11 protein-coding genes are annotated in these 13859 nt (G+C 52.7%); 7 read left to right on the top strand and 4 right to left on the bottom strand.

The features are described from left to right. Positions 1-59 precede the first annotated feature (59 nt). Both B4O97_RS14475 and B4O97_RS14470 read left to right on the top strand, forming a co-directional pair. Positions 60-365, top strand: coding sequence for a glutaredoxin family protein (locus B4O97_RS14475; protein ID WP_083051881.1), 306 nt, complete (start codon positions 60-62; stop codon positions 363-365). Between the two features lie 8 nt (positions 366-373). Further along, positions 374-904, top strand: a complete 531-nt coding sequence (locus B4O97_RS14470) for a molybdopterin-dependent oxidoreductase (protein ID WP_143305723.1) — start codon at positions 374-376, stop codon at positions 902-904. 6 nt (positions 905-910) lie between these two features. Here the strand turns inward: B4O97_RS14470 and B4O97_RS14465 are convergent, their stop codons facing one another. Further along, positions 911-1585: a FecR domain-containing protein gene (locus B4O97_RS14465; RefSeq protein ID WP_158084316.1), complete on the bottom strand. Its 675-nt coding sequence runs from the start codon at positions 1583-1585 to the stop codon at positions 911-913. A gap of 214 nt (positions 1586-1799) precedes the next feature. On the opposite strand from B4O97_RS14465, the gene recQ reads away from it, so the two are divergent. The 4 genes from recQ to B4O97_RS14445 are packed head-to-tail and all read left to right on the top strand — an operon-like array spanning position 1800 to position 7298. Further along, positions 1800-3605: a DNA helicase RecQ gene (gene recQ / locus B4O97_RS14460; RefSeq protein WP_083051875.1), complete on the top strand. Its 1806-nt coding sequence runs from the start codon at positions 1800-1802 to the stop codon at positions 3603-3605. A 27-nt stretch (positions 3606-3632) separates the two neighbouring features. Next, complete coding sequence (locus tag B4O97_RS14455; protein WP_083051874.1) at positions 3633-5789, top strand: P1 family peptidase; 2157 nt, start codon at positions 3633-3635, stop codon at positions 5787-5789. After that, positions 5776-6807 carry a histone deacetylase family protein gene (locus tag B4O97_RS14450; protein ID WP_083051873.1) on the top strand — a complete coding sequence of 344 codons (1032 nt, stop codon included), beginning with the start codon at positions 5776-5778 and terminating at the stop codon, positions 6805-6807. Before B4O97_RS14455 ends, B4O97_RS14450 begins: the two co-directional genes overlap by 14 nt. After that, positions 6804-7298, top strand: coding sequence for a DUF456 domain-containing protein (locus tag B4O97_RS14445; protein WP_158084315.1), 495 nt, complete (start codon positions 6804-6806; stop codon positions 7296-7298). Before B4O97_RS14450 ends, B4O97_RS14445 begins: the two co-directional genes overlap by 4 nt. Before the next feature lie 12 nt (positions 7299-7310). Here the strand turns inward: B4O97_RS14445 and B4O97_RS14440 are convergent, their stop codons facing one another. Together B4O97_RS14440 and B4O97_RS14435 are read right to left on the bottom strand one after the other, a co-directional pair. Beyond that, a complete protein-coding gene (locus B4O97_RS14440) occupies positions 7311-9341 on the bottom strand; it encodes a methyl-accepting chemotaxis protein (RefSeq protein ID WP_083051870.1) in 2031 nt (676 codons plus the stop codon). Between the two features lie 86 nt (positions 9342-9427). Then, a complete protein-coding gene (locus tag B4O97_RS14435; RefSeq protein ID WP_143305721.1) occupies positions 9428-10927 on the bottom strand; it encodes a sigma-54 interaction domain-containing protein in 1500 nt (499 codons plus the stop codon). A gap of 227 nt (positions 10928-11154) precedes the next feature. Between B4O97_RS14435 and B4O97_RS14430 the strand changes: the two genes are divergently transcribed. Then, entirely contained in the window at positions 11155-12993 is a 1839-nt protein-coding gene (locus tag B4O97_RS14430; protein ID WP_083051866.1) for a PAS domain S-box protein, read from the top strand. A gap of 15 nt (positions 12994-13008) precedes the next feature. Here the strand turns inward: B4O97_RS14430 and B4O97_RS14425 are convergent, their stop codons facing one another. After that, a complete protein-coding gene (locus B4O97_RS14425; RefSeq protein WP_143305719.1) occupies positions 13009-13770 on the bottom strand; it encodes a hypothetical protein in 762 nt (253 codons plus the stop codon). Positions 13771-13859: the final 89 nt, after the last annotated feature.

Here is a 13859-nt window from a genome sequence, read left to right as displayed (position 1 = left end):
TGTATTATATATATAACTGATTCTGAGAAACCTAGTGAATCGACAGGGAGGAACTCCTGATGAAGGCAGATTATACCAAACCGGAAGGCGGGCTTGAAACACCGGAACTGACGCTCTACGGTCTCTCTTTCTGCGATCACTGCAGAGAGGCAAAGGAACTCCTGGAGAGTATGGGGCTTTCTTTTCGGTATCTTCAGGTGGACAGACTCCCGAAAAAAGAGATTGTCAGAATAAAACGTAAAATTGAACCCGCAGGGGGAAAATCCATAGTCTACCCTGTTTTGAAAACGGATAATGATTTTCTGTATGGCTTCGATCAGACCATCTGGCAGCAGAAACTGAGGCAGGCAGCTGAAGTCCGGTGAAGCTGGACATGAAAAAAGTACTGACAGTTCTAAGTCTTATTTTTATCCTGGCGGCCTTTTCTGCAGCCGAGGAACGGGAGTTTGAGTTCGGTGAGTTCTTTGACGGTCTTCATGTAACGGGAAAACCCTTTGACCTGGACGAAGAGAGCTACCGCCTTACGGTAAGCGGAAAAGTGCGACGTCCCCTCTCCCTGTCATTTGCGGAGGTAAAAGCCCTGCCCACGGTCCGGGAAAAGCTGGATCTGATCTGTGTCGATACCTTTACTGATTCGGGAATCTGGACAGGTGTTACGGTACGTACCCTCCTTGAACGGGCAGGAATACGCCGGGACGCAAAGATGGTGATATTCTCGACCCCCGACGGCTCCTACAGGACGCGCTTTCCGGTTAATGAAGCCATGAAAGATGACATGCTGATTGCCTGGGAGTTCAACGGCAGGCAGTTCCACCGGGTACATGGATTTCCCCTGCGACTGGCCGCCGGCAGCCACGACGGATCCAACTGGGTAAAATGGCTTTCGAAGATTGTGGTTGAATAGAAGCCTTTAATACTCCCGGCGGCCCCAGGGAATTGTCTCGTCAATGCTTTTTGCAAGATTGTTCATGTCTTCATCATCGTGGTACAGGAGACCGGGGGCGGAAAATTCGAAAGTCCCGTCTCCGGTTTTCTTAATGCGTAAAGCCTTGTGGTGATACCCGGTGAGTTCCTGTATGTTGCCTCCTGCCGCATCTTCCACCTGGAGGCTGCCATTGCAGGCACAGACATAGGACGAAGCAGGGGACTCAAGGGCCACAAAAAAGGCCGTTCCCCGAACCCCAAAAGCGGCGGAGGGAGTATCCACCAGGAATTCAGGTTCCTCTGCATCCAGGGCAGACAGCCGTTTGAGGAGAAAGGCCATGGATCCTCTGTCCACCCGGATATTCCCCCTGCCCCTTTCCAGATCGATTACCGCAACGGTACTTTCAAGGATTCGAAAGACATTCTTTCCGCCGAAAACAACCTCGCAGTAGGAATCCTCGCCGGTGGTCAGCGTGGAACCAGGAGCAACGGTATCGCCTATGGCAAGGGACTCTCCGTCCATGCTTACGTTTCCTTCGAGGTAATGAACGATCCCTGTATATCCTGGAAGGGCCTTCTTTTCCGCTTCCTTTTCTCCACCGGCAAATCCCGGAATTACCCATACCAGCAACCCCAGCAATAATAGCGTCTTATTGTTCATAGCTTCATTGTAGGGGAGTCCCTTAAATAGCGCAACTTCTTTCAGAGCACAGGGAAAAATGAAAGCCCATGCCATGTCGCTTTTTTCCGAAACCTCTGAAATAAGAAATCAACGGCGCTTTTTCCTGGTTTAATACAGGTATCCTGTATTGACGATTGACGTATAAACATGGGCGGTTCAGTCTGCTTGACAAAACTGCTAAGATAAAAGGGCTATGATGGGATCTACAACAGAGGCAAAAAAAATTGCCAAGAGGGTTTTCGGTTTTGACAGTTTCAGGCCGCTGCAGAAGGAAATTATCGGGTCTGTCCTCGCCGGCAGGGATACCCTCGTTGTAATGCCCACGGGGGGTGGAAAATCCCTCTGCTATCAGATTCCCGCCCTCGTGCTGGAGGGACTAACTCTGGTCGTTTCTCCCCTTATCTCCCTGATGGAAGACCAGGTGTCCCAGCTGAAGGAGCTCGGTATACCCGCCGTCTGTCTGAACAGCTCCTTATCTGCTGAGGAATACCGTCAGAACATGGGGCTGCTGAGCCGTGGAGAGATAAAACTGCTGTATACTGCACCGGAAACCCTGCTGCAGGAACGAACTGCCGGGTTTCTTGAGCAACTGGATATCTCCTGTATAGCCATAGACGAAGCCCACTGCATTTCCGAGTGGGGACACGATTTCAGGCCCGAATACCGTCAGATAGCCGCCCTGCGTACACGATTCCCGAAGAGCGTGTGGATTGCCCTGACGGCCACTGCAACAGAGCAGGTACGCCATGATATCTGCAGCAGCCTCAATCTGATCCGGCCGGAAGTCTTTGTCGCCGGTTTTGACCGCCCCGGGCTCTTCCTCGAGGTACGCATCAAGTCGGATCCGGATTCCCAGATGCTGGACTTTATCCGGCAATACCCGGATCAATCCGGGATAATCTACTGTGCCACACGCCGCAGGGTGGATGAAACGGCTTCTATGCTTCGGTCCCGGGGATTCCTGGCGCTCCCATACCATGCAGGCCTAAGCGACGAAGAACGCCGATCAAACCAGCGGGCTTTTATAAAGGACGATGTCCAGATAATGGTTGCAACCGTCGCTTTCGGTATGGGCATAGACAAGCCGGACATCCGTTTTATCCTGCACCGTGATCTACCCAAGAATATCGAAAGTTATTATCAGCAGATCGGACGGGCAGGACGCGACGGTCTTGATTCCCATTGTCTTCTGCTGTTCGGCTACGGCGATATACGGACAATTCGATATTTCATCTCCGGAAAGGATAAAAAGGGACAGAAAGCCGCGGAACTGCACCTGAAGGCAATGATAAATTATGCCGAGTCCGAGATATGCAGGAGAATACCCCTGCTCTCCTACTTCGGCGAGGCTTTTGAAGGCGATAACTGCAGACACTGTGATAACTGCAGCAGGGAAAAAAAACAAACAGAACATCAGGACAACATCAGCCTGGCAGCCCGGAAGTTCCTCTCCTGTGTTATTCGTACGGGACGGATTTTCGGCGCGGGGCACATAATCGATGTCCTTCGGGGGTCAAAGTCCCAAAAGGTTCTGGACCGGGGGCATGACCAACTCTCTACCTACGGGATTGGACTGGAATACACAAAGCGGCAGTGGTTTCATCTTTCCCGTCAGTTTATCCGGCAGGGCCTTCTGACGCAGGACCCGCAGCACGGAAGCCTCCTCCCCACCGGGAAAGCCAGGCAGGTACTGCGGGGAGAACTCGAGGTTTTCGGACAGCTTCATGAGGATGGAATGCATTCGGATAGAATAAAAAGCCGTCCGGAAAAGCATGACAGTCAGCTCTTCGAAGTGCTCAGAGGCCTGCGAAAAAGACTCGCGGACCAGGCGGGGCTCCCCCCCTACATGATTTTTCCCGACACAAGCCTTCTGGCCATGGCCAGCCGCCTGCCGCAGAACAGTGATCAAATGCTGGATATACCCGGAGTCGGCGAGGTAAAACTGGCAAAGTACGGAAGCCATTTTCTGAGAGCGATCGCGGAATACTCCGGAATGTAGTATACTCTACCCTGCCAGGGAGGATGCATGAGGATCACCGTCGCATATAACCTGCGGACCGACGACTCCGAAGCCACCGCAGAACTGCTGAGTCCCAAGGACATCGAGCGAATATACCGTGCCATCAGCAGCCTGCAGCATACTGTTACGGTTGTCGAGGTGAGCGGGAATCCTCATCAGGTTATCGAGCGCCTGGTGGAGAGCGAACCCGACCTTATCTTCAATCTTGCCGAGGGCACCATCGGCAGTTCCAGAGAGGCCTTTTACCCCGGCCTGTATGAACAGATGGGCATTCCCTTTACCGGCGGAAACGCCTCGCTTCTCCACCTTAACCTGGACAAACATCTGGCAAAGACCGTGCTCTCTTCCCGGGGTATCCGGGTTCCGAAGGGTGTCCTTATAAGCGGAAAAAACCGCCATATCGATGAAGAACTCCGCTATCCCCTGATAATAAAACCCAACTCCGAAGGATCCAGCAAGGGCATTACACAAAGGTCAGTTGTTGAATCAAAAGAAGAGGCAGAACAGCGGATAGCGGAACTGCTCAGCCAGTATCCCGAGGGGCTGGTTGTGGAGGAGTTCATTACCGGAAGGGAGCTGAGCGTGCCCTTTATTGAGGGATACCCGGGGAAAATCCTCGACATCGTGGAACACACCTTTGACCTGGAAAGGACCGGCGGCAAATTCAATATTTACGACTATGACATGAAGCAGGGAGGCGAAGCGGCCCGGGCTGTTCAGGTAATCTGTCCGGCCCGCATAGACGGCAGCGAAGAGCGGTCGGTCCTGCATATGGCGCGGCAGGTATTCGATATCATGACCTGTCCAGATCTCGGGCGGGTGGATATTCGTCTGCACACCGACGGGACTCCCTACTTTATTGAACTGAATCCCCTGCCCAGTCTGCATCCCAACGCATCCCTTATGACCGCCGCACGGGAACGGGGACTTGAGTTCAGGGATGTGATGCGGCTTATAATCCGTTCCGCTTCACGCCGTTACGGTATGGCCATACGTCCCGCCAGGAAGAACCAGAAAAACAGGCACCCTTCAACAGTTCCCCGAACAAGCGTGAGAGAGCTGGGAATCCAGATCGGCCGCATGAATCCGGGCCTTGTAAACGCGATTACCGACGTCAAAGGTGTCCGGGTCGGTCACCTGACCAGGATCGAGGACAACGTGCAGATACCCGGACAGACCGAATCGAGCAGCATCCGTACCGGGGTAACCGCTGTACTACCCGCCGGGCAGGCCTATGCAAACCGCATAGCCGCAGGGGGCTTTGTACTTAACGGCGTGGGAGAAATGTCCGGACTCACCCAGGTTCTGGAGACAGGCTGGCTCGAAACACCGATTCTCCTGACAAATTCCCACTCCGTCGGCAGGGTTCACGCCGGCGTAATTCAGCACATGAGCCGTAAATACCCCACCATGGGGACTGAAACCGACGTGGTGCTTCCGGTTGTAGGTGAAGCGGACGATTCCTTTCTCAATGATGTACGAATCGGAACCTGCAGCGCCCAGGACGCCATAAAGGCGATTGAGGCGGCCTCCCCCGGTCCGGTCGCCCAGGGGTCAACAGGTGCCGGGACCGGGATGACCAGCTTCGATTTCGCCGGAGGAATCGGTACCTCCTCCCGAATCTTCGATCTGCCGGAAGGAAGCGGCTTTACCATCGGGGTACTTGTGCTCTCAAACTTCGGCAGGATGCGGAACCTTACAATTGACGGCGCCGTAGTGGGACGTCAGCTCGATACCGAGTTTGAGCATTCCGGCCGAAGGGAGTTATCTGAAGGTTCGGTTATTGTCGTGGTGGCGACGGACGTCCCCCTTATCAGCAGCCAGCTGAACCGTATCTCACGGCGGGCGGCCCTGGGGCTGGGGCGTACCGGATCCTATGCCGCATCCACAAGCGGTGAGATTATTATCGCCTTCAGTACGGGCAACCGGAAACCACGGGTGGCACGCTCATCCGGGAGTTTTATCAACCTGAAGTGTATCTCGGACAATCACATAAATATTGTCTACGAAGCGGTAATCGAGGCAACTGAGGAGGCGGTGCTGAATGCCGTCTTCTGTTCCGGGGGCATGAACGGCAGGCAGCAACGCTGGTGTCCGCCGATTCCCCATGACAGGCTTATTGAGCTTCTGAACAAAGGGAGAAAGATTCATGAAAGTCATTGAAAAATACAACGACAGTCTCCATAACCCCTTCTGGAAATACCAGCTCGGACCTGAAACCTACGAAGTGAAGGACACACCCCTCCGGGTGGCAAGCATAAAGGAGGCCCTGGGGGAATCGACAGATTTCGAGTTTGTTACGGCACAGCACTACCCGGAACGCCTGATCTCGCGCCTCCATCCCTACCACGACTACATTCGCAACACCTCCGCCTCGCTGGCCAACGACGAAGAGGAGTTTTATCCAGATCTTTTTCCGGGAGAAGGTGCGGGACTCAAAAAAAAGGTCCATGAACCTCTCTGGGGCGGAATCTGGTGCACCGATGCGGTAACTCCCATCAAGAAACGGACATACGAGGTGGCCCGGGCTTCAGCCGAAAGTGCCCTGACGGGAGCAGAAATGATCCGCGAGGGCACCGAGAGATGCGTATACGCCCTGTGCCGCCCCTCGGGACACCATGCCGGTCCCCGGGTCTTCGGAGGCTACTGTTATTTCAACAATGCCGCTGTTGCGGCCGAGTTTCTGCTGCCCTCCGGAACTGTCGCCATCGTTGACATTGACTACCACCACGGAAACGGTACCCAGGAGTTTTTTGAGGAGGTCAAGTCGGTTTTTACCTCTTCGGTTCATTGCGACCCTTCCTCGGAGTACCCCTATTTCTGGGGTTATGCCGAGGAGACCGGGAAGGGTCAGGCCGCAGGGACCAACCATAATGAACCGCTTCCCAAGGGAGCGGGAAAAAGAGAGTACCTGGCGTCACTGGACAGGATACTCGCGAAGGTGAGGGACTTTAAACCGTCCTATCTGATTATCTCCGCGGGCTTCGATACCCACAGGGATGATCCCATCGGCGGACTCGGACTCGATACGGCAGACTATCCTGAAATCGGTGCAGCCTTTGCCGCCTTGGACCTTCCGACCCTGATTCTCCAGGAAGGGGGGTACAATACATCCACTCTGGGAGAATGCGTCAGGAATTTTCTGACGGGCTTTCTCGATGCACACCGGAACTCCCGATGATCCCGGCTGTCTTAAGCACCCTTACAGGCAGTCTCCTTATCCTGGCAGGGCTCATCGGCTGCATTGCACCGGTACTCCCCGGCCCTCCTGTCGCCTTTGTTTCACTGATACTGGTTTCCCTGGCGGGATCATGGGAAATATACCCTCTGTGGCTGATAATCCTGCTGGGAGTTATATCCCTGGCGGCGGCGCTTTTTGATTCCCTGCTCCCCGTGGCCGCCTCGCGCCTCTCCGGTGCAGGGAAGGCGGGAGTCCGGGGCAGCATTGCGGGCATGATTATAGGTACCATCTTTTTTCCGCCCTTCGGAACCATAATCGGAACCTTTCTGGGCGCCCTGGCAGGAGAACTTATCTGGAAACGACCGGAATCCAGACCCTTCAAAGCCGCCTTCGGGGTATTCACCGGAACCATGGCGGCCATCCTGATTAAACTCGCTGTAAGCGGTGTCATCGGTTTTTATTTTATCAAAGGTACCCTTGCATTGTTCTAAAAAAGCATTTTCTCATGTGTCATCATATTCACTGTCTGAACCAATGGCCAGGACAGCTTCGCTGTAGCGGCGATCGAGCCGGAATTGAGAAATAAGACCGCGAAGATGATCCGCCTGACCGGCAAGTTCCTCTGAGGCTGCAGCGCTCTCCTCTGCACTGGCGGTATTTGCCTGGGTCGTCTGCTCAATCTGATCCAGACCGTCGGAAATCTGAGAGATGGCCTGTGCCTGATCCCTGCTGGCTTTGGCTATATCGTCGAGGAGTTCAGCAACCTTGCCGGATTCTTCAACGATTGATTCCAGCTGCCTGGAAGTGAGGGCTGCGGCATCGCTCCCGGCCTTTATGTTGCTCACCGTATCGTTTACCATCTGGGTTGTCTCCTTTACTGATTCAGCACTTTTTACCGCAAGGTTTCGTACTTCTTCGGCGACAACCGCAAAACCTTTTCCATATTTACCAGCCCGTGCAGCTTCAATGTTGGCATTCAAAGCCAGCAGATTTATCTGAAAGGCAATATCATCGATAACCTTGACCACCTTGTTGATCGCATCGGAGGATGCATTGATCGTATCCATGATATTGGCCATTTCCTGCATCTGCCTGTTACCGTCTTCAGCATCCTTTGTTGCCTGCTTTGCCAGGCTGAGCGCCTCAACAGCATTTTTCGCGTTTTTCTTTGACTGGCTGTTGATTTCTGTGGCGGAGGAGGTAATCTCTTCAAGACTGCTGGCCTGCTCGGTGGAACTCTGGCTGAGATTCTGGCTGGCCTGGGCTACCTGGTCGGCACCGCTGTTGACCTGATCTATGGTGTTCTCCACGTGGCCGATCAGTCCGTTCAGAGAACGCTTCATACTAATCAGGGACTCACCCAGGGTGTCCTCTTCGCTCTCTTTTTCAAAATCGACAGAAAAATCTCCTTCAGCGAAGCTCTCTATTATTTCAGCTTTATACTGCAGACTGTTCTGCATCTGCTGAAGTGCCTGGGTAAGTATACCTATCACATCCCTTCGATCTTTTCCGTCGCTGAAGTTCGAGGACAGATTCCCCCTGGCGAGTTGATTGATTTTGGCGGTAAATTCCGCCAAAGGACGTATAACAGTGCGTACAAGAAAAATCAGCACAGTAATGACGACAAAAACAAAGAGAACAGAAAAAACCGTTAACAGAACTGTGATAACCCGGGTAGCTTCATCAAGCTGAGCTGTTACCTCTTTGCTCCTTTTTCCCACGAAATACAGCCCTGCCAGAGTATCGGCACTGTCATAGATCGGCACCGCAGCGGTCAAATAGGCATCGTCAAATTCATACGCCGACAGTGCGTCCGGGGTATTCACTTTCTGCTGTACATGGGCAAGAAAGGTTTCATCAAAATCGCTCTGACTCAGGGTATACCCTTCTATGCCCGGACTTCCCTGTATTTCTTTCCCTATGGAAAGATCCTCGTTGGACATGAAATAGAGGAATTCCGTATTGTATTCCTGCAGTGATCTTTTTATGGAGTTAAGGCCGCCTTCGAAGTTCACTATTCCAGTAAAAACTCCATCCACAATAACAGGAAAGAGTCCTTTCAAGCGCAGGCCCTTTGAAGAAACCTCCATGGTTACCAGAGGTTTTCTGCTTTGAGCAACCTTTTTATAGCCGGGGGAATAATCGAGGGATTCCCCAAAGCTGTCAGGATCCCAGGATTTAACAAAAGACCTGAGCTGGCTGTCGATCAAATGCACCTGCACATTTTTAAAACCCGTATTATCCTTAAAGACACTGCTGTAATGGTTCAGGATTTGTATGCAGGTCTGACGATCCCCCTGCTCCATCGCACCTGATATGATCGGATTAAAAGCAATCTGCAGAGCATTTGTCAGCCAGACATCCTCCTTCGCGCTCAATGCCTGCTTCAGTTCAGACCTGATCGTTTCAACGCTTGAGTGCAAGGCGGCGTTTCGGATTTTACTGACCTGTATAAGAGTATACGGAATACTCACCGAAGCGAATAAAAACACCATTACAGCCAACAGCAGGATTACATTAGCTTTTAATTTCATACTTACCCCTCCTGCACGTACCCGGGGATATGCCCGGAACACCGTTTTTCGCTACAGACAATACCTTCCCGGTCTCCCGTCCGTATTCAGAAATCTTCTTCCACCCCGTAGCGTTCCAGCCAGTTGCTCAGGGTCTGGTAGCTGTTAAGCCCCAGGAGCTTCGCCGCCCGGGTTTTGTTTCCACCGGCCTGTTTCATGGCCCGTTCCAGATAATGCACAGCAGTCCGGGAAATAATCTCCTCAATGGAAAAGTCCTCTCCCAGAGGCAGGTCCAGCAGACCATCCGAGGAGGTATCAAAATCGATAAGGGAATCCCTGATCGCGGTCTCGTCGACCTCTGTCCCGCCGGAAAAGACAAAAGCTCTGGTCAGGGTGTTTATGAGCTCCCGGATATTTCCCGGCCAGTGGTGCCGGCCGATTGCCCTCATGGCTCCCGGATTTAAGGATTTTTCCTGCCATCCGGGGGTGGATGAAAATTCCCGGTTCAGCCTGGCGCAGATATGCCGCGTAAGGAGCGGCAGATCCTGCCCGCGTTCCCGCAGGGGGGGAAGCTTTATTACCCCGACAGCGATACGATGAAAGAGATCGGGACGAAACCGGCCCCTGGCGGCATCGAGAGCAAGGTTACGATTAGTTGCGCTGATCAGTCGGAAATCGAGTTCCCTGACCTGGTCCTCTCCCAGGCGCCGCAGCTTTCTGTCGTTCAGTACCCGCAAAAGTTTAACCTGCAGGTCCCGGGAGAGTTCTCCGATCTCATCGAGGAACAGGGTTCCCCCGTCTGCCATCTCCAGGTATCCCGGACGCATTTCCACAGCTCCGGTAAAGGCCCCTTTGGCATGACCAAAGAAGACAGATTCCGCCAGGGACTCCGGGATTGCACCGCAGTTTACCGCGATAAAGGGGCCGGAAGATCGGGTCGAAGCATGGTGAACAGCCCTGGCAAAAAGCTCTTTTCCCGTCCCTGACTCACCTAAAAGAAGCACCGGCACCTCAAACACCGCGGCCCTCTTGGCCTTTGCCACCGCCCGTCTCATTTCGGCAGATTCATGAATAATTCCGTCAAAGGCGGGGCTTCCGGGAAGCAGAGCGTCATCGATGGCGGAGATGTGGCTGGCGAGGGTTTTTTCCGGACGGTACCGGGCAAAAATATCAAAGGGCAGTCTGACCTCTTTGAGCCCCTCTTCCCTGTGGGTCTCGATCAGCCTGGCGCGGGATCTGCCGCTGGCCAGAAGAATCCAGACCGAAGCCATGGCCGGCGTGCCGGGGCTCAGGTGAAAGGTCAGTTCTGTATCATCAGATTCTTCCTGCTGCAGAACCCCTTCGCAGGCAATATAGATCTCTTCATAATCGGTGGGGCTGGTCAGGACCACAGGATAGAGAATGGTAACAACCCTGGGATACATGACCTCTATCCAGGAACAGTACAGGCGGGACTTTTCTGCATCGTAGTTGGATAGAACCACCAGCCTGTTGTAGAGACCGGACTCCAGGGCTGAAGCAATCGGTCCGAGCCCCGCCTCTTTTTTTTCAAAGGCCGCATCAAGATCATGCTGTCCAAGCCATGTAAGGAGAACGTGTGCAGGCATACCTGAAGTATAGAACAACGACAAAAGGATAGCAATTTCCTTTATCCTGTCACAGAACCTTTTATTGAACTCCCGCTTTATCGGATGAAACGCAGAATAAACTATAAAAGCGGCAGACTGTATCCAGTAAATTAATTTGCGCGCATATATTGATTCTCCTATAATTTTATCAGCGTCAGATTTTTGCTTCGACAGAACTCTGAGCTAATCATGATCGGGAAGGTTTAATGACGCTCAGCAGAAAAAAAACAATTCTCCTGGTAGAGGATGAAGCACTCATTGCGATGGCCGAAAAGATGGTCCTGGAAAAAAACGGCTACGAAGTCATCACCGTACACACCGGAGAAAAGGCCGTGGATACAGCCCTGGAAGACTCCATGATCGACCTGGTCCTCATGGATATCGACCTGGGGAGGGGTATCGACGGAACAGAAGCCGCCCAGATGATCCTATCTGAAAAGGATGTTCCCATAGTTTTTCTCTCTTCCCACACCGAAGCGGAGACCGTGGAAAAAACCGAAGGGATTACCTCCTACGGATATATCGTCAAGAATTCAGGCGACACAGTCCTTTTGACATCCATCAGGATGGCCTTCAGGCTCTTCGATGCACACACCGAACTCAAGCAGCAGAAACAGCACCTGAATAGGACCCTCACCCGCCAGGAACATACGGAGGAGGAACTCCGGAATGCCGAAAGCCGCTTGCGCTCCATCATCAATCTGAGTCCCCTCATGATCAGCGAATTCGACACCGAAGGCCGGTACCTTATGGTAAACCCGGCTATCGCGAGAATGTTCAACAGTACAACGGAAGAGCTGGTGGGTAAAAGTTTTGATGAACTGCTGGCCCCCGAGGTCGTCAATGTTTTCCGGGAACGTATAGAAAAGGTAGAAAAGGAACTCTGCTCCCTTCAGGTGGACGACTTAATCCTGACGGAAAATGGTAATTCATATTTTATGACAACCCTTTTTCCCCTGTTTGATTCAAAAGGACAATTACGGTCCATCGGTTCCATTGCCCAGGATATTACGGAGCGCAAGGCGGCGGAAGACGAGCTGGAAGAAACCCTCGAAATGATTGACAATCTCGCCCGTCTTGTTCCCGGGGTTATCTACCAGTACCGCCTTAATCCGGACGGGAGTTCGGCGTTTCCCTACTCCAGCCCTGGTATGAACAGCATTTACGAGGTTTCTCCGGAGGAGGTCCGGGAAGACGCTTCACCGGTATTCGGCCGGCTCCACCCGGATGATTACGATTATGTTTCCAGTGCAATTCAGGAATCTGCCCGCAACCTGAATGAGTTCTTCTGTGAATTCCGGGTGATCCTTCCCAGGCAGGGGCTACGCTGGCGCTGGTCCCAGGCTCATCCGGAACGTACCAAGGACGGGGGGACTCTGTGGCACGGCATAATACTGGACGTTACCGAACGGAAAAAAAACGATGAAAGGATTGAGCGACTGGCGCGGGAAAAAGAGACCCTCCTTAAGGAGGTACAGCACCGAATCAAGAATACCATGAACACCATGGTCAGTGTACTGTCCCTTCAGGCTGAAACGGTACAGGAAATTGCCGCAGTGGAAGCCCTGACGGATGCAAAAAGCCGATTCCAGAGCATGGAGGTGCTGTATAACCAGCTCTACCGCACGGATTCCCATAAAAGCGCGTCGGTCAAGGAATACCTCGATCAGCTTGCACGATCGGTAATAAGTCTTTTTCCAAACGGTGCCGGGGTTGAACTGATCACCGATATTGAGGATATATCCCTGGACGCCGGCAGGTTATCTCCCCTGGGTATGATTGTAAACGAGCTGGTAACCAATTCCATGAAATATGCCTTTTCCGGCCATGCCGTTCCCAGGCTCTCCATACAAGTCCACCGCAGGGACGGCAGCATTACAGTGATTGTTCAGGATAACGGTTCGGGTCTGCCGGAGTCTTTCGATATCCGGACATCCCGGGGATTCGGTCTTACCATGGTTACAAACCTTACCGAACAATTGAACGGAACAATACAAATCGAAAACTCCACAGGATCCAAATTTGTCTTGAGCTTTCCAGAGTAAATATACTCAGGTTGACTAAAGGGAAAGTCCCGCCTCCAGGGCCCAGCGAACCGTTCCGTAGTAGTCGAAAACGTCGTTCTGAAATCCCTCCTGGGTTTCGCTGTGGAACAGATGGGTTTCCGGAATGCATGCGGCCCCGATACGAAGAAAATCCGTATCGATCACATTGACCCCGATGCCGACTCCGAGCATCATTCCCCCCACACTGTCCGAGGTAATCGTATCCGCTCCGGCTTTAAGGGGATTTTTAAAGGACCAGTACATATAGATGCCGCCGGCCTGCCCCAGCAGATAGGGGGAAAAGAATTCCAGGTCGGGGAAAGGATAGTACCGCCCCTCGATACCGGCCCGCAGAAAAATTACACCGCCGTCGACGGATTCCTCGATGGAGCTTCCCTCTTTGGCGGTGACAGATTTGAATCCACCGAAAACACCGGCTTCAGCATGTGCATCCCGGAAGCTGAGCAGAAGTTCAGCATCCATGAGGGAGTCAAAATAGGGAGAGCTTTTCCAGGAGTTGCCTCCCCGGGCACCAAGATAGACCCGGCCGCTGCTGTTGGATGCAAGATAGGCGGCTTCATCCGCAACAGACTGATCATCTTCTTCATCTTCCCACCAGGGCCTTCTGTCCCGTTGGCTGGGAACTTCCCGTTCCTCGGGATAATCATCCTTTGCCTTCTCCATGGCATCACTCAGAGACCCTCGATTGTAAGGAGACGATGTTGTGCAGGCCGTTACAAGTAGCACCAGGCCAAGGAGTGCAGTTATCCTGTTCATACCTGTAATTCTAATTCACTTACAAGGTTTTTCCCAGCCGGAGGATCGATATTTTTCCGATACACGGCTATTTCCTGATCCATTTAATC

It is taken from the genome of Marispirochaeta aestuarii, from assembly GCF_002087085.1.
GTDB lineage: Bacteria > Spirochaetota > Spirochaetia > JC444 > Marispirochaetaceae > Marispirochaeta > Marispirochaeta aestuarii.
This window is presented reverse-complemented; position numbering and strand designations above follow the sequence as displayed.